The organism is Serratia sp. P2ACOL2, assembly GCF_003691565.1.
GTDB lineage: Bacteria > Pseudomonadota > Gammaproteobacteria > Enterobacterales > Enterobacteriaceae > Serratia > Serratia liquefaciens.
In genome coordinates, this window is the sequence record NZ_CP033162.1 from 1,795,128 (window position 1) to 1,813,767 (window position 18,640).

The window sequence follows — 18,640 nt, forward strand, 5'->3', positions numbered from 1 at the left end:
AGGCGCGCATGCTCATTAAAGGTGCAAAAGATCCCCCGGAAGGGGTAGGTAAAAGCGTGGGTTTCATACCAGGGCTTTGCTATGCTGGCCGGAGTCAGATTGTGCCAAGGAGCCGCAGTGAAGCCACAAGCCGTTAAACCGCCCACGCGCCGCTCGCGTGCGGTAGCTGCAAAACGCAGTACCATCATGGATGCGGCGCTGGAGTTCTTCTCGCTGTACGGTATTCACGGCACCAGTCTGGATCAGGTGGCGGAGCGCGCCGACGTTTCCAAAACCAACCTGTTGTACTACTTCCCCTCCAAAGAAGAACTCTACGTAGCGGTGCTGAAAGGCATTCTCGATGTCTGGCTGGCGCCGCTGAAAGCGCTGCGTGCCGATCAGGAGCCGTTGCAGGCCATTCGTGAATATATACGGCTGAAGCTTGAGGTTTCGCGCCATCATCCGCAGGCTTCACGGCTGTTTTGCCTGGAGATGATCCAGGGTGCGCCGTTGCTGAAACAGGAGTTGCAGGGTGGGTTGAAGATGCTGGTGGACGAGAAGTCCGCCATGATCGAGCGTTGGATTGACGAAGGTCATATCGCGCCGACAGAGCCGCATCACCTGATTTTTATGCTGTGGGCGACCACTCAGCACTACGCCGATTTTTGGGTCCAGATAGAAGCGGTAACCGGTAAAACGTTAGAAGATGAGGCGTTTTTTCAGCAGACGGTAGAGAACGTGCAGAGGGTGATTATCGACGGAATACGGCCGCGCTAGGCGCCAGGAGAGGGGATATTCAGGGGGATAGCGAACTATCCCCCTGTGGCGTTAGGCGGCTTTCTTCTTGCGCAGGAATACGTAAGACAGACCCAGGATCACAAACCACAACGGCGTGACGATCAGCGCCTGGCGGGTGTCATCGCGCAGCGTCAGCAGCACCAACACAAACACGAAGAACGCCATACAGACCCAGCACATCAGTTTGCCGGCCGGCATCTTGTAAATCGATTTCTGGTGCAGCGCCGGACGCTTCTTGCGATAAACCAGGTACGAACACAGGATGATGGTCCAGACAAACATGAACAGGATCGCCGAGACGGTGGTCACCAGCGTGAACACGGTCATGACGTTCGGGATCAGGTAAATCAACACCACACCGCCCAGCAGGCAGATACAGGAGAAGGTCAGCCCGTTAGCCGGCACTGCCCGCTTGGACAGATTGGCGAACGACTTGGGCGCATCGCCCTCCTGCGCCAGACCGAACAGCATGCGGCTGGTGGAAAACACCCCGCTGTTGGCGGAAGAGGCGGCGGAGGTCAGCACCACAAAGTTAATCACGCTGGCTGCCGCCGGCAGGCCAATCAGCACGAACAGTTCCACGAACGGGCTCTTGTCGGCAACCACAGAACTCCATGGCGTGACCGACATGATAACGATCAGGGCGAACACGTAGAACATGATGATGCGGATCGGAATGGAGTTGATGGCGCGGGGCAGCACTTTTTCCGGATCTTTGGTTTCAGCCGCGGTGGTACCAACCAGTTCGATACCGACAAAGGCGAACACCGCAATCTGGAAACCGGCGAAGAAACCGCTGATGCCTTTCGGGAACATGCCACCGTCATTCCACAGGTGTGAGAACGACGCGACGGTACCGGTAGGCGACTGGAACTGCATGGCGATCATGACCAGCCCGGCGACGATCAGCCCGACAATGGCAACGATTTTGATCATCGCAAACCAGAACTCCATTTCGCCAAACATCTTCACCGTCGCCAGGTTAAGGCCCAGCAACAGCAAGACGCACAGCAACGAGGCGATCCATTGCGACAATCCCGGGAACCAGAACTGGGCATAGGCGGTGATCGCCACCACGTCGGCAATGCCTGTGACCACCCAGCAAAACCAGTAGGTCCAGCCGGTAAAGAAACCGGCCCAGGGGCCGAGCAGGTCGGCAGCGAAATCACTGAAAGATTTGTATTCCAGATTGGAGAGCAGCAGCTCGCCCATCGCGCGCATCACGAAGAACAGCATAAAGCCGATGATCATGTACACGAAGATGATGGAGGGGCCGGCCAGACTGATGGTTTTGCCGGACCCCATAAACAGACCCGTACCGATGGCGCCACCGATGGCGATCAGTTGAATATGTCGGTTAGTTAGGTTTCGCCGTAGATGATCTTCTGACGCAGGCGCGGCGTCTGTGGCTATTTTAGAGTGATCTACCATCTGATGATGTCCTGTTTTACCTGTCATGAGTGAAATAGCGAGCTCTGAAGTGGCTCTTTTTTATACGATTATCCGGTTGGCCCGGCTTTAGTAAGGTAGTGCAATAACGCCACCTTTGTGCAACATGTTTACAACATTTATGCGAGGGATAAAAGTCGATTGTTCTTTACACCGAGGAGGCAAATCGGACGTCTTGGGGGCGGAAGGTTACTCCTCGTCGTAGCAGATTAACAGCCCTGATCTGACTTATCTTGTTGATATAACAGGGTCTTGGAAATATCGCATGAGAAAAACTAATGGGTGTAAGCGTTTGACGTCGAGGGGGCAAGGGAGAATAATTTACGCCGTTGGGTGGTGAGCTCCGTCGGTAGAGCCGTTGACTCTTAAGCAATGGGGCACTGGTTCGAAGCCTGTACGACCTGCCAACAAATCATGCGGTTAGCGAGGATTTTTATTTTTCGGTTTTTCTCAAACGCGCAGATTTGAGACGCGCTTCGCAAAATACGTATCAATTTAGCGTGAATGTTCAGTTGAGTGATCTGGCGCAAACTGGGTCCGTCCCCGCCTATTTTTTTCCGCTTCATCCCGTCGATTTCCCGCAAAATTGATAATGGGACTCTTGCTTGAATTAATCCGCTGCCCATGTGTGTCAGTAGTCATAAAAACAGAAATTCTTAGTATAGACACTACCGTTTGTACCAATGATAACCGTAATAATCGTGATGGTAGGACCCTAGTCATAGTACGTATCGATGCTTGGAGGAAGATGGCGGCGCCTCATATTTCGGGATGTTGCCCAGGAAGGAACGGAGGAATGGAGGTCGTCCCTGGCCTTTGCGGGATGACTCTACTGCCTGTGGCGAGTACGGCATCCAATGGATACATGGATAGAAAGTCTTAACAAGGAGTCGGCTAGATGATCAAGGTGGTGCCACAATCATTTCCTTTGACGCTCTTGGGCATTTTGCTACCCAGTGGCCGAATAGAGGTACCGGGGAAGCTCTGGGATCTCACCGTATGGAGTAGGAAAAGGGTCTGGTGATTTTCGCGAAGTTTTCATGATGTGTAAAAACTACATGCCTATTCCTAATAAAAAATTTGATAGTGGAATTTTCGATAATTTAATACGTACGAATATATTTTTTAATGTAAAAGGATAATTGTTTTTTTGCTAAATATTTAATTTAAAACTTAACGAATTTCTGATGAGATATTGGTATTGAGGTGGGGTGGAGAGAAAAGTAATGTACTACAAGAAAATAGGGTAATGAAAATGGCGACATTAGAAATAGTCGTATACCCATAGCCCTCTTGCTAATTACGCGCCCTAACTATGGGCGCGACAAAGGTTGATTTTTTACAAATTCGTTTTTATATCTTTTGCAATCAGATTATGCACATTGCCTTTATTCGGAAGGGTTATTTCCTCCAGGCTATCGATGGCAGTTTGTTTTTTTTCTAAAGTTCCATTTTCAAATTTATTAACTATATTTTTAACGTCGATAAAATCCTTGGCGATATGACTGCAATTAACAGCAATTATACCGATTTCATTAAATTCAGCGTGATTTTTGTTTTCCAGAAAAATAATTGGCTTATGGAAGAGTGGATACTCAACCAAGAATGATATGCCATCGGTTACCATAATATCAGACCATTTGAATGAGTCTATGTAATCATGATTGTAGTCAATGCTAGTATTGTCTAATGAATTCCAGCGAGCAATGAATTCTTCAACCTTGTTTTTTGTCTCTTCTGATTTTGCTTTCATATAGTCAAAAAGCGCGGGATGGGGCCTCAACATAATGTTTATTTTGGGGTTTTCTTCTGCAAATGTTAAAAAGTCAAAATAGTTAACATCGAACGTCCCAAAAGATAGCCATCCATCATCAATACTATGATGTGGGGCCCAAAGAATATTTACTTCTTTATGATTTGTTTTTTCTTTAGAGTATTCAATCATTTGTGTGTGAATGAAGTCTAGTTTTGGGTGGCCGAAATATCTTGCGTTAATCCCATTCAGGAGCGAGTTTCGGCACAGCTCTTGATACGCATACTCGGTATCACAATAAATTCTCCAACTGTTATTGTGAAGCGCTTGGTTTGATTGAAAATCAAAATCAGTACCTGACGACATGTTTTTTACTATATTTATAGCATAGTAAGGAATATAGCATATTTTTGCGAAATTTATTTTTTCGGCGCTAAATCCATCAGGGATATCATTATCCCATGGTGATTGTCTAAAGATAACGTCGGGGGCTAGCGTCGTTAGTATTGTAGCTATATCTTTGTCATTACTCGTGCTTACTCTCATGTGGTTAACGCCAATTTTCGCTAACGAATTACTTGTTTCGGTTTCTCCGGTATAGCCATCTACCCCAGGAAATGAACGAGGAATGCTGGCTATTATCACATTTAGATATGGATCAGCAGACAAGGCATAGTATATGTTCGCTACAGAATACCATGTATTCATGTTGTGAATTAAAAATAAAACAGTTGGCGTTTTATTTCTATGATTTTGTTTTTTTGATATTATATTTAAAGTTTTATTAATGTGTAGTATTTTTTTGTTGATGTTATCTTTCATTTCAAGTAATGAATGATTATTCTCTGGGATCGCGATTTCTAGTTTTTCTGATAACCCAATTAATAATTCATTTATTTTGTTTAAGTTATCTGCGGTTTTTTTTGACTCATTACTTGAATTTTTTGTTTCATCAAACAACTGTGAAAGCAGTTCTCTGTTTTTTTTGTTTTCGCTAAGTATATCATTTTTTAAAGTGTGAATTTTCTCATCTAAATCCACTATCATATCGTTGCTGTGATGGAGAGCCGCTTCAAACCTTTTAAAAAAAGGAGCCAGTAGATAGGTCGCTATTTTATTCATTATTCATCCTTTCCATAATATCACTATCCAAAAGCTTGCAAAATTAGCATAAATTCAGCAATAAAAATACGGAAAAAATGTAAATGTAAGCGTAAATATTAATGCATGTCCATAATCAATCATTAGTTTTAAAATATATCGTAGAAATATCTTCCTTATCTGCGGAGGAGCCCGCTGATAACTTAGGTGCGTCTCTTTTTAGCTTGGGCAGTGGAATACAAAGTGAGCCAATGACGTGGCATAAAGCAGCTTGTCGGCAGACAGTTCAGCATTACAGCAGATGCTGTATTCATGATTACCTCGTGAAGGCAAGGGGTTGGCATTAGCGCCAGTAGTCAGGCCGATTTTGAGCCGTGTTTCTTAAAAAACGCCTCAATTTAGCGTGAATGTTCAGTTGAATAATGTAGTACACGTTTAGTTTTCCCTCATTTATTTACCTCGATCTCTTACCACCCATTCCCTGCAAAATCGATATTGATAGTGAAATTGTGACGGGTTGAACCCGCTTACGCAGGGGTCAGGGCGTATCAATCAAGTGAATGTGCTCACGGCTTTCATGGAATAACCGCCGACAAAGAATACGGTAACAGTCTCGATCGAACTCATCGGCCGGGAAACTGAGTTTTTCGGCTGCATCCAGCGACGGTGCCGTACCGAGGTAGAACCAGTTGCTGATGACATGAAAAGCTTTAAGTGGCCCTTGTCGTTCCTCAATGGCGATCCTGCCGGGGAATGGCCAGTGCCGCACCTGGGCCTGCTCCAGGGCACCAAGCAGCCTGCTCTGGTGCGCTTGCGGGGTCTCTTTGCCGCAGCATACTCCCGCGCATTTGCCTAATTGATGGCGAAAGCAGGGTTGTCCGGGGCGTCCTTTTTCAATATCCAGGTACGTCAGACAGAGCTGCTCCCGATCGGCAATATCGATCAGAAAATCGACGGCCGCCGCACGCCGCAGAAACAGGCCGTACAAGTTAGGCGTCCGGGAAAAGTCTAGCGCATCGCTGTATACGATTCGCGTTTGGGAGTCCTGTACCTGCAGCGCGCATAGCCGGCGGATTTTACGCAGCCGCTTGTTGTAGAGCGGGCTTTGCTGTTTCACCAGGGAGGATTCAAGCAGCAGCGCACCAATCTCCCCAACGGTTTCGATGCAGGTTATGCGGCGGGTGGCGGCAAGCAACCGAGCTTCGCGCGGATTGCGTAGATGAGACTGAACGCGGCGGCGGATGTTGACGCTCTTGCCTATGTAGAGGGGATAGGTGCCGTTGTCGCCGTGAAAAAAATAAACCCCGCATCTCTGCGGCAGGTTGGCGACCTCACCGGTCAGATGTTCAGGGTATTGATACATGGGCTATCAGAAACTCACTGCTTATAGGGAAGTGGGGCATCACGCCAATGATAATATTTTCTTATTATAATTCACAGCCGGCTTTCAGCTAACGCTAAGAGTTGAGATTTGTTATCATTTGCGAAAATTTTTTCTATAGGGAGATAGAGATGCGTAAAGCGCTAATAATGGCTCTGGGTGTGATGGTACTGTCAGGCTGTGCGGGGCAACAGGACGACGACGAGTCGCGTAACAAGGCCTCTGCAGACCAGGCCGGTGGCAAAGAGTGGAAAGCGTTCGTCGCGCCTTTATCCGTCAAAACACAATCGCCGGGCGAGCGAGAAATGAAGCGCGTAACCCGGCAGAACTGATTTACGATAAAGCCCACTTGCGTGGGCTTTTTGCATTCTGAACAGGCCCCCGTCAACAGCGGATAGGGCGGTTTTAAAAGGAAGGGAATCATGAGAAAAGTTAATTCAGGATCGGAAACTCGCCTGTCGGCAGTATTGCTCGTTATCGCAACGCTGTTGTTAGCGGGCTGCTCGGGGACGGGCACTGCGGCTAAACCTGTGGTGTCAGGAGGCGAAGTCGATGACCTTTTCGCTGGATTGGAAGGTAAAACGGCGCCAGCACCTGGGCAAGAGATCAACCGATATATCTCGCAGATCGCAGCGGCTATTCAAAGTCATTTTCAATATGACAGCGTCTACGCCGGCAAGGAATGCTCATTACGACTCAAGTTGGCTCCGGATGGCATGCTGTTAGATGTCCGGGCTGAAGGCGGTGATCCCGCACTTTGCCGTGCGGCTGTAGTGGCAACCGCAAATGCCAGCTTTCCCAAACCCCCGACACCGGCGGTTTACGCTGTGGTTAAGAATGCCGCGTTGGAATTCCGTCCTCAATAATCGAGAGCGGCCATTAAAACAGCTGACCGACAGACATCAGAGCCACGGCCCACACCCCGGCAGACAGCGCACTGGCGCAATAGACCTGCTTGCGCGGCAGGGCAATCATGCCGGCAACCAATGGCACGGTATAGCGCATCACGGCCAGAAAGCGCGATACAAACAGCAACGGGATCCCGTTGTTCTGTAACGCGGATTGCGCCTTGTTCAATGCGCCACGGTATCTGACCGGCAGCCAGTTCCCGCTTTGGCGCTTTTGAAGCCATGCGCCGCAATGGAAAGACAAAACGGAGCCGAGCAGGGCACCCAGGGTTATCGCCGCCCAGACATGAGCATCGGCCAGCACCGGCTTGCCGGCGACAATGCCTAACATCAACGTCACCGATGCGGGCGGCAGAACCGAAGAAATGAAAATGACTGACTTGCCCAATGCAAACAGAAAAATAAGCAGCAACAGGAGACCGGGCTCCGGGCCGTATTTGGTGATAATAGCGGTTAATGTCTCCATGGATGACCCCCAGAAAATGTAGGGTCAGTGTCTCATTCACCGCTTCAATATAAGCTAAATCGAATGGGCTTCAGCCCAGGCTTACCCACTCACCTGAGCCTGACGCTCGGTGCTCTGCGTAGCCCACCCTTTGAGTGCAAAAATCAGCGCGGCGCACAGCAAAGAGAAAATTGCCAGTACGATCAGACCGGCATGCGGGCTATCGAAGCGCAGTTCTGCCTCGGTGCGGATTAGCGGCGCCAGGAAACTGAACAGTGCACCCAGCGTGGTGCAAAAACCGATGCCGGCCGCCAGCGCCGGGCCTGAAAGTATCTGTGCCGGTAAGGTCCAGAATATCGGCTGCACCGCCAGGAAGCTGACGGCGCAAAAGCACAACGCAATAATGGCAACAGTCGGCCCGGCATAGGACGAAACAACCAATCCCAGTGCGGCAATCACCATGCAGCCGATGGCGATGGGCAAGCGGCGGGCGGTTTTGCGGTCGGCATAACGCGGGATGTAATAGACCCCAAATGCAGAAACGGCCCAGGGAATTGCCGCTACCAGCGATGCCTTAAACCCGATATTGGTGCCCATCAGCGAGGCCACCTGCGAGGGCAGGAAAAACAACAGGCCATACACGCCGACCTGAATGGTGCCGTAAATAAAAGCCAGGTGCCAAACCTTGGAATTTTTCAACGCCTCTTTCACGCTGCTGGCCTCGGTATTTGTTTGCTCCAGGGCCAACTGTGCCACCAACGCCTGCTTCTCTTCCGGGTTAAGAAATCGCGCCTTGGCCGGGCTGTCGTCAAGATAGAAATAGGCGAAGATCCCCAACACGACGGCCGGTAAACCTTCCAGAACAAACATCCAGAACCAACCTGGCTGCCCCAGCGCGCCGTGCATTTCGAGCAACGCGCCAGAAATGGGCGAGCCAAGGGTCAAGGCCGCGGGAACCCCGAGGACAAAGATACCTATCACGGAGGCTCGAACCTTATTGGGAAAATAAAGGGAAGCCAGCAACAGGATACCCGGGTAGAAGCCAGCCTCGGCCAACCCCAACAGGAAGCGCAAGGCGATAAATTGATATTCGTTGCTGACGAAACCGGTGCAGGCGGACAAGGCCCCCCACACTGCCGTGGTGGCGCTAAGCCAGACTTTTGCCCCTAGTTTGTTCATCATCAGGTTGGCTGGAATGCCGAAGATGGCGTAAGCCGCGAAGAAAATCCCTGCACCCAATGCGAAGGCGGTTTGCGACAGGCCAATATCCACCGACATTGCCTCCTTGGCAAAGCCTACGTTTACCCGATCGATAAAGGCGACGAAATACAGAGAGAACATCAGGGGGATTAATCTGCGCCACGTTTTTTTAATCGCTGAATTGAGCGCGGAACTGGTGTTGGTCGTATTACTCACGGGGCTACCCTCTCAAACAGGTTGAATGACTGGGGCCGGCGGTGTAACGCCGGCAGCTTGCCTGCACCTATTGCCACTGCGGAACATTCACCGTCGGTTTTCAGTTTTCACTCAAAGGTCTAAAGGACTAATGGTCAGGCCTTTGTGGGCAAAAAAAAGCAGCAATGAACGCTATCCTGTCCTGTGCAGCCACGGAAAATCTGTTGGTAGAAACCAAAAATTGACAATTGGTTAACCTAAAATTCACACATGGCCGGTCGTGATTCAAGCCTGCTGATGAATATCTGTGCGCGTAATCACTGAATGACAAGCTTTGAATTATCACCGCGATTAATGAAGGTAAAGTCTGGTCTTCGAGGGTAGAGTGGCCACCCATGACAGATAAACTGAAAGAGAAAAGACGCCATGCTAAAGGTGATTGCTGAAGATTTTATCAAGCACGACCGTATTGAAACGGTGTTGCCGCTGTATCGCGAATTGGTAGAGAAAACCCGTCAGGAGGCGCTGTGCCTCTCCTATGAGTTGTTGATTGACCATCAGGATCCGGGGCATTTTATTTTCGTCGAGGAGTGGCCCGATCGGGCAGCGTTGGACACGCATTGCCAAACCGAGCATTTCAAGCGCCTGGTGCCTTTAATCAATCAGCACCAGAGCAAGCCTTGTACCTTTTTGTTTATGCAGCCTTTTCCCTCAGACGAGGGTTAACCAGGCAAAAAAATCCCCGCAGAGCGGGGTCAATGGCTTCTCAATTGCGGTCTTGTAGTGATTAAAAATTAGACTGCGAATGATTGCCATTCCCTCAGAATGCTCTTAAAAGACTTTTGCTGCCAACCGCACCTGATCTACCCAGCTTTGTTGGTAATCAAAGCTGGGGGCCTCATGTTGCGTCATCCCATGACGAACGATGGCTTTTACCGCCTGGGTAGCCAGCGGGTTCTTCTGGGCGATTTGCCCGGCGATCAGTCGTGCCTCTTCCAGAGCGCTTCCCTCGCTGATCCGTGAAATAACACCGTGCCGCCAGGCTTCCTCCACGCCTAAAACGCGACCGGTCAGTAACCAGTCGAGGGCGATATAGGGGGAGATGCGCGCCGGCAGGCGCGAACATCCGCCTTGTGCCGCAATCAGCCCCAGCCCGGTCTCCGGGAAACTGAATTGCGCATCCCGCCCGGCGACGATCAGGTCACAGGCCAGCGCTATCTCGAACCCTCCGCCGAAGGCGATACCCTCCACGGCGGCGATAATCACCTTGGTGAGTCGCGCATGCACCAGGCCGGCAAAGCCATTCGGATCGACCACCGGAAGTTCGCCCTGCTGAAAGGCTTTGACGTCCATCCCGGCCGAGAACACCTGTGGCTGACCGGTCAACAGGATCACCCGAACCTTTTCATCCTGCTCGGCCTGTTGCAGGTAGCGTTGGATCAGGCGAGCCATCGCCAAATTGATGGCGTTCTTTTTTTCCGGCCGGTTCAGGGTAATCACGGCGATGCCGTCCTGTTGTTCATACAGCACCGGTGGTGGCAGGTCAGTCATGGCTTTTTTCTCCCTGGAAGAACAACAGCGTCAGCAGCAGGGCGATGGCGCCCAACGGCAACGAAAACAGCGGCAGGTAATAAGCAGGCAAGGTATACAGCGTCAGGCCGCCGAGCATGCCGCCTGCCGCAATGCCGGCATACAGTACCGAGCTGTTCAGCGACACGGTCAGCGCGCCAAAACGTTTGGACAGCGACAGCAAGTGGTGCTGAATAGGCACCAGATACATCCAGCCGGTAATCCCCCATACCAGAAATATTGCCAGCACCCACCAGGGTGAGGTGACGTAAAAGGCCAGCAGGAACAATGAAAGGGTTTGAATCGACACGGAAAACAGCAGGACAAATTTACTGCCGAAGGTATCGGTCAATAAACCGGAAACGAAATTGCCGATGACGGCCCCGATGCCGAACACCAGTAACGCGATGGGCAAAATCGCCTCCGGGCCCAACTGAGTATTCTTCAGCAATACGCTCACATAGCTGTAAACAATGTGTTCGGAGCAGACGGCGAAGAAAGTGATCAGCAGCGTGGTCAGCACTGCCTTTTGTCGCAGTGGGGCCAACCGTTCTTTCAGCGAATGTTTCCCCGGCGCGGCGATGGCGTTCAGCGCCAGCGAAAGCCCCAGCAGCGCAACGGCACCTAACAGGGCGATCAGCAGGAAGATCTCCCGCCAGCCGATCAGCTTGGCCAGGAAGGTGCCAAAGGGAATGCCCAGCGCGATAGCCAGCGTCATGCCGCCATACACAATCGATATCGCCAGCCCGCGGCGTTTTTCCGCCACCAGCCCGACTGCGGCGGCGGCGGCCTGCGGCGTGTAGCAAGCCGCCCCCAGCGCCGCCAGTACGCGGCCCGCGGAGATTTGCAAAAAGCTGTCGGCATAGGCGCAAACCAGATTACCGGCGATAAACAACACCAGAGCCAGCTGCAAGATATGTTTGCGGTTGAGGTTGCCCAGCAGCCAGGCGGTCAGCGGAGCGAACACCATATAGGCCAGGGCGAAGACCGAGATTAACTGCCCCGCTTGCGCAGGGCTGACGGCAAAGGTGCCGGAAATCTCGTCAAGAATGCCGGCGACGATAAACGCATCGGTACCGATGGCAAAGGTGCCGGTCGCCATCAGACACAGCGTAAGAAAATGGCCGTTGTAGTCCGTCAACTTCATCCCGCTCTCCGTAACGCATTGGCGGCCCAGATTTTGCTCAGCGCCGCCAGGAAATATTCCACGTCCTCATGAGTATGGGCCGAGGTCGGCGTAACCCGCAAACGTTCGCTGCCGACCGGCACCGTCGGGGCATTGACCGGTTGCACGTAAATATCGTACTCATCGAGCAGTTGTTTGCTGATGTGCTTGTTGCGGTGTGGATCGCCGACCAGCACCGGCAGAATATGGCTGTCCTCCGAGACCAGAGGAATACCGGCGGCGCGCAGGCCGGATTTCAGGTGATCGATTATCGCCAGCAGATGTTTGCGTTGGTTGTCATGTTCCAGGTTGTATTTGAAGCTGGCCAGCGCCGCCGCCACCACCGGCGCGGGGGAGGAGGTGCTGAAGACGAACGCCGGTGCCCAGCTGCGTACGGCTTCTACCACCGCGCGCGGTGCGGCGATATAGCCACCGGCAGCGCCGTAGGACTTACCAAAGCCCCCCTGAATAATGGTGATCTTGTCCAGCAGGCCCAGTTGTTCGGCATAACCCAAGCCCCGCTGGCCGTAAACGCCGGCGGAGTGGATTTCGTCCAGATAGGTCAGCGCCTGATGTTTCTCCGCCAGCGCGACAATCTGTGCCAGCGGGGCAAAGTCGCCGTCCATCGAATAGAGCGACTCGAAGGCGATCAGCTTGGGACGCTGCGGATCGGCTTCCTGCAGCAGCTCGGCCAGGTGCGCAACGTCATTGTGGCGAAAGATTTTCTTCTCCGCCTTGCTGTAGCGAATGCCGTAAATCATCGAAGCATGGTTCAGCTCATCAGAAAAGACGATCAGATTGGGAATGGCGTCGCACAGCGTCGAGAGCGTGGCGTCATTGGCCCCAAAGCCGGTGGTGAACAACAGCGCGGACTCCTTGCCGTAGGCTTTGGCCAGCAAGCTTTCCAACTCGCTGTGGTAGATCGAAGTGCCGGAAATACTGCGTGCCCCGCAGGTACCCAGCCCGACACGGTTTACCGCCTCGGTGGTGGCCAAAATGACCTTGGGGTGATGGCTCATCGCCAGATAGTCATTGGAGCACCAGACGTTCAGACGGCGCTCACCCTGTTGCCCGTGGCTGGTGGCCCAGGGTTTATCCAGCACGCTGCGTTCCAGGTTGAGGAACTCGCGGAACCGGCCCTGTTTTTTGGTTTCGGCCAGTTTTTCTTCAAGAATGTTCAATACGCTCATACGGAATTCCTTACATTAGAGGGCTTTAATCACCAATGAAACACCCTGGCCGACACCGACACACATCGTCACCAGCGCATTGCTTAATTGCCGGGTATGCAGCTCCAGCGCGCTGGAAAGCACCAGACGCGCGCCGGACATGCCCAGCGGATGCCCGAGGGCGATGGCACCACCGTTCGGATTGACTCGCGTATCGTCGAAGTCGATGCGCCAACTTTGCAGCGTCGCCAACACCTGCGCGGCAAATGCCTCATTAATTTCAATGACGTCGAAATCATTCAGCGTAAAACCGGTACGTGCTAACAGACGCTCGGTCGCGGCGATCGGCCCAATGCCCATCAACGCGGGGGCAACGCCGGCGCTGGCGCTGTCGCCAATTTCCGCCAGCGGTTGGAGTGACTTGCGCTTGACATAGCGACCGCTGGCCAGCAACAGCACGGCGGCACCGTCATTGATACCGGAGGCATTCCCGGCGGTGACCGAGCCTTCGGGACTGAAGGCCGGCTTCAGCGCCTGCAGTTTTTGCAGCGTGGTCTGGCGCGGGAACTCGTCCTGCGCGAAGGATTGGCGGGTTTTGCGATCGACCTGAACATCCAGCGCGGTGATCTCCCTGGCCAATCGGCCATTTTCGATAGCCCGCCAGGCCTTTTGCTGCGACGCCAGGGCAAAATTATCCTGATCCTCGCGGGATATGCGGTATTGCTGCGCGACGTTTTCGGCCGTGATGCCCAACGGATCGCTGCCATAGCGTTGCGCCAGCTGCGGGTTGACAAAGCGCCAGCCCAGCGTGGTGTCGAACAGTTTGATCCCCTTATCGAATGGCGTTTCGCCTTTGCTCATCACATAGGGCGCGCGGCTCATGCTTTCGACACCGCCGGCCAACACCAGATCGCTAAGGCCGCTTTTGATTTTTGCGCCAGCATAAATCACGGCGTCCAGCCCGGAGGCGCACAGCCGGTTAAGGGTAATCGCCGGTACTCCCTGATCCAGACCGGACAACAACGCCGCCATGCGCGCAACGTTACGGTTGTCTTCACCGGCCTGATTGGCACAGCCCAGCACCACCTCATCGACATCCGCCTCGCTTTCTGGGTGTCGTTGCAGCAACGCCCGAATAATCGAGGCCGCCATATCGTCCGGCCGGGTTAATGCCAGACTACCGCCGTAAGTGCCGATCGCCGTGCGCGTACCGTCAATCAGATAGACCCCATCGTCTTTAATCGTCATCATTTTTCCTTAGGGCGCGACGGCCAGCTCGGGCCTTGTGGTGTGCAGCAACGAGTAATGCGGGTAATAGCGGGCGGAATGCAGCAGTTGCGCCATATTATCCAGCGTCGATTTCACGTTTTTCTGCCCGAGCTGAGCCAGCCAGGCAAAAATGCCGTCGGCATAGTTGACGCCGGCCACGGCGGCGATATCGATGTCTTCTCGGCTACAAACCCCGCTCTCTACCATGATCACCGACTCATTGATCAGGCTGCTCAGAACCCGCGCGACGATCAGGCCTGGGGAATCTTTAACAAACTCCACCTGCGGGATCACCGCTTGCAGCAGCGTGAGGAACAGCGCTTTATTCGTCTCGCTAGCCTGTTGGCTGTGGGCCGCCACTAGAAAAGCGGTGTTGGCGTAGTTCAGTGCAACGTCGATCACGAAGGTATCGAGGCCCGCTAAGTCGGCAAGCTGATTGGCCGTTCGCCCATCGGTGATTTTGACTGCCAGACTGTCATTCACTTGGATAAACCGTCCCAGCACCGGGTGTTCCGGCTGACGTGTTATTGGGAGGGGCGCCCAGGTCGCGAGGGCATGCTGTTGCAGCAGATCGAACAGCGGATGTTCGCCAAAAAAATGCAGCGAGCTCAGCGTACCGCCGCCGGCAGCCGGTGGGGGGGCTGTGTCAGCCGAGGGAGAAAAAAAGGAGCGGCCGTTTTTCTTCCCCAACAGCCCGGCATCCACCAGCGAACGTTGCAAATGGCCGGGGGTGTAGCGGGGGTCATACTGCATGTCCTGCCAAATCTGGCTGCTGACCTGATAATTAATGTCCTGACCGATAAAATCAGTCAGTTCCAAAGGCCCCATGCGAAAGTGGCCTCCGGCCTTGAGCGCACGGTCGATTTGCGGTGCCAGCGCCACGTTTTCTTCCAGCAGGCGAAAACCTTCCAGATAAAAAGGCCGCGCCATGCGATTGACGATAAAACCCGGCGTGGCTTTGCAGACCACAAACTGTTTGCCTATCGCCGTGACCAACTGCTGGCAGCGTAAGGTTGTGACCCGGGCGGTAAAATAGGACGGGATAATTTCGATCAGCTTCATCAGCGGTGCCGGGTTGAAGAAATGCAGGCCGATAAAGCGCGAGTTATTTTCTATGCCCGCGGCCAGTTTATTCAGCGACAGTGAAGAGGTATTGGTGGCGATAATCGCCTCTTTTTTTACCGTGGCGGCAATGGCCGCGAGGATCTCATGCTTGGTGGGTTCATGTTCCGCAATGGTTTCAATCACCAGGTCACTGTCGGCGATAGCGTCGAAAACAGGCGAGAAAACCAGGTTGGACAAGATCTCGCCTTTTTTCTGTTGGCTTATTTTTCCGTTATCGATTTTTTTATTCAGGTCACCGACAATATAATCACGTGCCTGATTCAAAGAATGAGCGCTGCGATTATAAAGCAGGGTTCGTATGCCGTTCAGTGCCAAAAGATAGGCAATACCTCTGCCCATGGTTCCGGCGCCAATCACGGCGACCGAATTTATTGCCGTATTATTCTCTGCCATAAAAATCCCCGTGAGTATTCTTCTGCTTTGCAAAATTCGCAAATGCTTATATTTTATTTGAATTTAAAAAGCACCAGGTGCCTATGGCGAAGGTAATTGGCGGCGGAGTGACTGTCTAACGGTAGAAGTGACAGGTTTACAATAAACAGGCTTTATGTTATTCGCGAAATTCTTAGCGCCGGTGCAATATAAAGTCGTTATTTATTAATAATGGCAGGGGAATAGCTGTTTTTGTTATAGCCATGGTATTTTTTATTATATGAAACGGCTGTTGTCGCCCTGAGCCCTCCACTATAGTTAACCTCACTTAATGATTGCGGCGCTGTGCTCTGGAGAACCCGCGTTATGGACACTCACTTTCAGCCTTTGATGGATGATCTGCTTGGCAGCCTGTCTGACCGCGACCTTTTTTTAAACCGTCTGGCACCTTGCGCTCAGGCGCTGGGCTTCGAGTACTTCTCTTATACGGTCTTTTCCTGCTACCCGGCCAGCCGGCCCAAGATGCTGATAGAGGGTAATTATCCTGCGCAATATCTTGAGGACTATCGCAAATTGCGGATCTACCTGCAGGATCCGATGATCGAGCAGGCCCATCACTCTACGCTGCAATTCTATTGGGACGAGCCGTTCTACCGGGATAAACCGGAGCTGTGGTGGCGCATGGCGCAGTACGGCATTCGTGAAGGCTGGTCGCAGTCCGTCAAGGATTGCTACGGCCGGTTGGGCATCCTCACTTTTGCCGGTAAGAGTATCCCCACTCAGTCCCCGCAGGCCGGGGCACGTAACGAAACTTTCTTCCTGTGGCTGGCACAGACCGCCCACAAGACGCTGCGCGAAGCATTAATATCGGTAAACGACGAGGCAATAAAGGATGTGCTGACGCTGCGTGAGAAAGATATTTTACGCTGGTGCAGCGAAGGCAAAACCTCGGAAGAAACGGCGCTGTTAATGGGCTTGAGTGAGCGTACCGTAAATTTCCACATCGGTAACTCGATTAAAAAACTGTCGGTGGCCAATAAAACCGCCGCTACCGCAAAAGCGGTGTATTTACAGCTGATTTAGCCGCCTTTGAAATAATTATTCGGCTAGCCGTTAGACGGGTTGTGTTTATATTTTGTTAAATAAGGAAATATCCCACTCAGTATTTACCGCCGATCACAAAAGCGCGACAAAGCGGTTCACCCTTATCCTCCCCGGCAGTACCCTGTGGGCACCACGGTTACATAGAAGGGATGTGATATGTATAAGACCATATTAGTGCCGATCGATATTGAAGAAGACCTGTTGACCGAGCATGCGCTGGAGCATGTGGTGTACCTGGCGAAAATGTCCGGTGCCAAAGTGCACTTTTTCCATGCGCTGCCGGACGCCTCGGCATTCGTTACCGCTTACTCGTTCGGCATCAAAGAGTTTGAGAACAAGGCGGAAGTGAAGGCGGTGGATAAGCTCAAGCAGATCATGGCGGAAATCGACCTTCCGCTGGAGCGGCTGGATTACACCGTCAGCTTCGGTTCGCCACGCGATCAGGTACTGGAACTGGCGGAGGAAATCGAAGCCGATCTGATCATCATCGGCTCGCGCCGACCGAGCGTGAAAACCTATCTGCTGGGTTCCAATGCGGCGGCCATTGTTCGCCATGCCAATATTTCGGTGATGGTTGTCCGGTAATCCTTTCAAATCAGGCCCGCAGTTTAACGCTGTGGGCCTGCCTCATTATTAAACGTTAGCGACAGAGAGCCGCAATCTCCTCATACAACGCCTGCGGGATGGTGACGCCGTGCTGTTCGCTGTATTGCCGCTGTTGAAAGCGCCGTTCACCCGGAATGCGCGCCCCTTGCTCGCTCATATCAGCAAACAAGGCTTCCGCCCTGGTCAAATGCGCCACTTTATCCGGCCCCAGAAAACGATCGGGATCCATGGCGATGATCAGCTCGCCGCCGTAAGGGGAGGAGCCGGTCTGCCGATCGTAGGCCAGCGATTCCTTACTGGTCATATCGCCAATCAACGGCCCGGCAAGCAGTTCAACCATCGCCGCCAGCGCCGAGCCTTTATGGCCGCCAAAGGTCAGCATCGCACCTTGCAACACGCTTTGGGCATCGGTAGAAGGTTTCCCCTGTTGATCTATGCCCCAGCCTGGCGGCAACGGGGTACCGGCACGGCGATGCAGTTCAATCTCGCCGCGTGCGGCGGCGCTGGTGGCCATATCAAAAATAAAGGGGGGCCGCTGCGGCCGCGGCCAGCCGAAGGCGATAGGGTTGGTACCGAACAACGGCCGGCTTCCCCCTGCTGGCGTGACCCAGGCATGGCTGGGCGTGCAGGCCAACGCCACCAGGCCTTGATCGGTTAAAGGTTCGATATCGGCCCATAGTGCCGAGTAATGCACACAGTGGTTAATGGCCAGCGCGGCAATGCCGTTGGTGCGTACCTTTTCGACAAAAACCGGCAGCGCCGTGCGATAGGCCAGCAGCGAAAAAGCATCGTGGGCGTCGACCCGCAAGATCGCCGGGGCCTGATCAAGCAGCGTCGGACGGGCATCGGCGGAAACTTTGCCCGCCAATAGCGAACGCACGCAGCCAAGCACTCGGTACAAACCGTGCGAAGCGCAGCCGTCGCGTTCACCGGCCGTCACATTTTGGGCGACGGCATCGGCGTGTTCGGCGCTGAATCCGTTACTGCGCAATGCCTTCAGCGCCAGCTCATAGGCTTGCTCCAACGTCAGCCTCTGGGTTTGCGTCATCAGA

Annotated in this window: 17 protein-coding genes; 6 read left to right on the top strand and 11 right to left on the bottom strand. The window is 52.8% G+C overall.

Features of this window, described 5'->3' with window-relative positions:
- Positions 1–81 precede the first annotated feature (81 nt).
- Entirely contained in the window at positions 82–756 is a 675-nt protein-coding gene (rutR, locus tag EBA31_RS08685) for an HTH-type transcriptional regulator RutR (RefSeq protein WP_122078385.1), read from the top strand.
- Positions 757–807: 51 nt separating this feature from the next.
- On the opposite strand, the gene cycA is transcribed toward rutR, so the two are convergent.
- The 3 genes from cycA to EBA31_RS08705 all read right to left on the bottom strand — a co-directional run bounded on the left by cycA (position 808) and on the right by EBA31_RS08705 (position 6,443).
- On the bottom strand, positions 808–2,208 hold the full coding sequence (cycA, locus tag EBA31_RS08690) for a D-serine/D-alanine/glycine transporter (RefSeq protein WP_020826206.1): 1,401 nt from the start codon (positions 2,206–2,208) through the stop codon (positions 808–810).
- 1,357 nt (positions 2,209–3,565) lie between these two features.
- Complete coding sequence (locus tag EBA31_RS08700; protein ID WP_122078389.1) at positions 3,566–5,101, bottom strand: CDP-glycerol glycerophosphotransferase family protein; 1,536 nt, start codon at positions 5,099–5,101, stop codon at positions 3,566–3,568.
- Positions 5,102–5,618: 517 nt separating this feature from the next.
- Positions 5,619–6,443 (bottom strand): endonuclease, encoded by an 825-nt coding sequence (locus EBA31_RS08705; RefSeq protein ID WP_122078391.1) that lies wholly within the window; start codon positions 6,441–6,443, stop codon positions 5,619–5,621.
- A gap of 149 nt (positions 6,444–6,592) precedes the next feature.
- On the opposite strand from EBA31_RS08705, the gene EBA31_RS08710 reads away from it, so the two are divergent.
- Positions 6,593–6,793: a hypothetical protein gene (locus EBA31_RS08710; protein WP_122078393.1), complete on the top strand. Its 201-nt coding sequence runs from the start codon at positions 6,593–6,595 to the stop codon at positions 6,791–6,793.
- A 90-nt stretch (positions 6,794–6,883) separates the two neighbouring features.
- Positions 6,884–7,327: a cell envelope integrity protein TolA gene (gene tolA, locus EBA31_RS08715; protein WP_122078395.1), complete on the top strand. Its 444-nt coding sequence runs from the start codon at positions 6,884–6,886 to the stop codon at positions 7,325–7,327.
- 13 nt (positions 7,328–7,340) lie between these two features.
- Here the strand turns inward: tolA and EBA31_RS08720 are convergent, their stop codons facing one another.
- Both EBA31_RS08720 and EBA31_RS08725 read right to left on the bottom strand, forming a co-directional pair.
- Positions 7,341–7,835, bottom strand: coding sequence for a DedA family protein (locus EBA31_RS08720; RefSeq protein ID WP_122078397.1), 495 nt, complete (start codon positions 7,833–7,835; stop codon positions 7,341–7,343).
- Positions 7,836–7,916: 81 nt separating this feature from the next.
- Complete coding sequence (locus EBA31_RS08725; protein WP_122080601.1) at positions 7,917–9,155, bottom strand: MFS transporter; 1,239 nt, start codon at positions 9,153–9,155, stop codon at positions 7,917–7,919.
- Between the two features lie 480 nt (positions 9,156–9,635).
- On the opposite strand from EBA31_RS08725, the gene EBA31_RS08730 reads away from it, so the two are divergent.
- Positions 9,636–9,935 (top strand): putative quinol monooxygenase, encoded by a 300-nt coding sequence (locus EBA31_RS08730; RefSeq protein ID WP_046373950.1) that lies wholly within the window; start codon positions 9,636–9,638, stop codon positions 9,933–9,935.
- A gap of 105 nt (positions 9,936–10,040) precedes the next feature.
- On the opposite strand, the gene EBA31_RS08735 is transcribed toward EBA31_RS08730, so the two are convergent.
- From EBA31_RS08735 to EBA31_RS08755, 5 genes are read right to left on the bottom strand one after another with little or no spacing between them, the layout of a single operon-like run.
- Positions 10,041–10,760: an enoyl-CoA hydratase-related protein gene (locus EBA31_RS08735; RefSeq protein WP_122078399.1), complete on the bottom strand. Its 720-nt coding sequence runs from the start codon at positions 10,758–10,760 to the stop codon at positions 10,041–10,043.
- Entirely contained in the window at positions 10,753–11,925 is a 1,173-nt protein-coding gene (locus EBA31_RS08740; RefSeq protein ID WP_048762016.1) for an MFS transporter, read from the bottom strand. Before EBA31_RS08740 ends, EBA31_RS08735 begins: the two co-directional genes overlap by 8 nt.
- A complete protein-coding gene (gene hemA / locus EBA31_RS08745) occupies positions 11,922–13,133 on the bottom strand; it encodes a 5-aminolevulinate synthase (protein ID WP_122078401.1) in 1,212 nt (403 codons plus the stop codon). Before hemA ends, EBA31_RS08740 begins: the two co-directional genes overlap by 4 nt.
- A gap of 15 nt (positions 13,134–13,148) precedes the next feature.
- A complete protein-coding gene (locus EBA31_RS08750) occupies positions 13,149–14,360 on the bottom strand; it encodes an acetyl-CoA C-acyltransferase (RefSeq protein WP_122078403.1) in 1,212 nt (403 codons plus the stop codon).
- A gap of 9 nt (positions 14,361–14,369) precedes the next feature.
- Positions 14,370–15,899: a 3-hydroxyacyl-CoA dehydrogenase NAD-binding domain-containing protein gene (locus EBA31_RS08755; RefSeq protein WP_122078405.1), complete on the bottom strand. Its 1,530-nt coding sequence runs from the start codon at positions 15,897–15,899 to the stop codon at positions 14,370–14,372.
- A 345-nt stretch (positions 15,900–16,244) separates the two neighbouring features.
- Between EBA31_RS08755 and EBA31_RS08760 the strand changes: the two genes are divergently transcribed.
- The gene (locus tag EBA31_RS08760) at positions 16,245–16,961 is read left to right on the top strand and encodes an autoinducer binding domain-containing protein (protein WP_020826218.1); all 717 of its coding nucleotides are present in this window, start codon (positions 16,245–16,247) and stop codon (positions 16,959–16,961) included.
- Positions 16,962–17,138: 177 nt separating this feature from the next.
- Positions 17,139–17,567, top strand: coding sequence for a universal stress protein (locus tag EBA31_RS08765; protein WP_020826219.1), 429 nt, complete (start codon positions 17,139–17,141; stop codon positions 17,565–17,567).
- A 55-nt stretch (positions 17,568–17,622) separates the two neighbouring features.
- On the opposite strand, the gene EBA31_RS08770 is transcribed toward EBA31_RS08765, so the two are convergent.
- A complete protein-coding gene (locus EBA31_RS08770) occupies positions 17,623–18,636 on the bottom strand; it encodes an Ldh family oxidoreductase (protein ID WP_122078407.1) in 1,014 nt (337 codons plus the stop codon).
- Between the last annotated feature and the right edge of the window lie 4 nt (positions 18,637–18,640).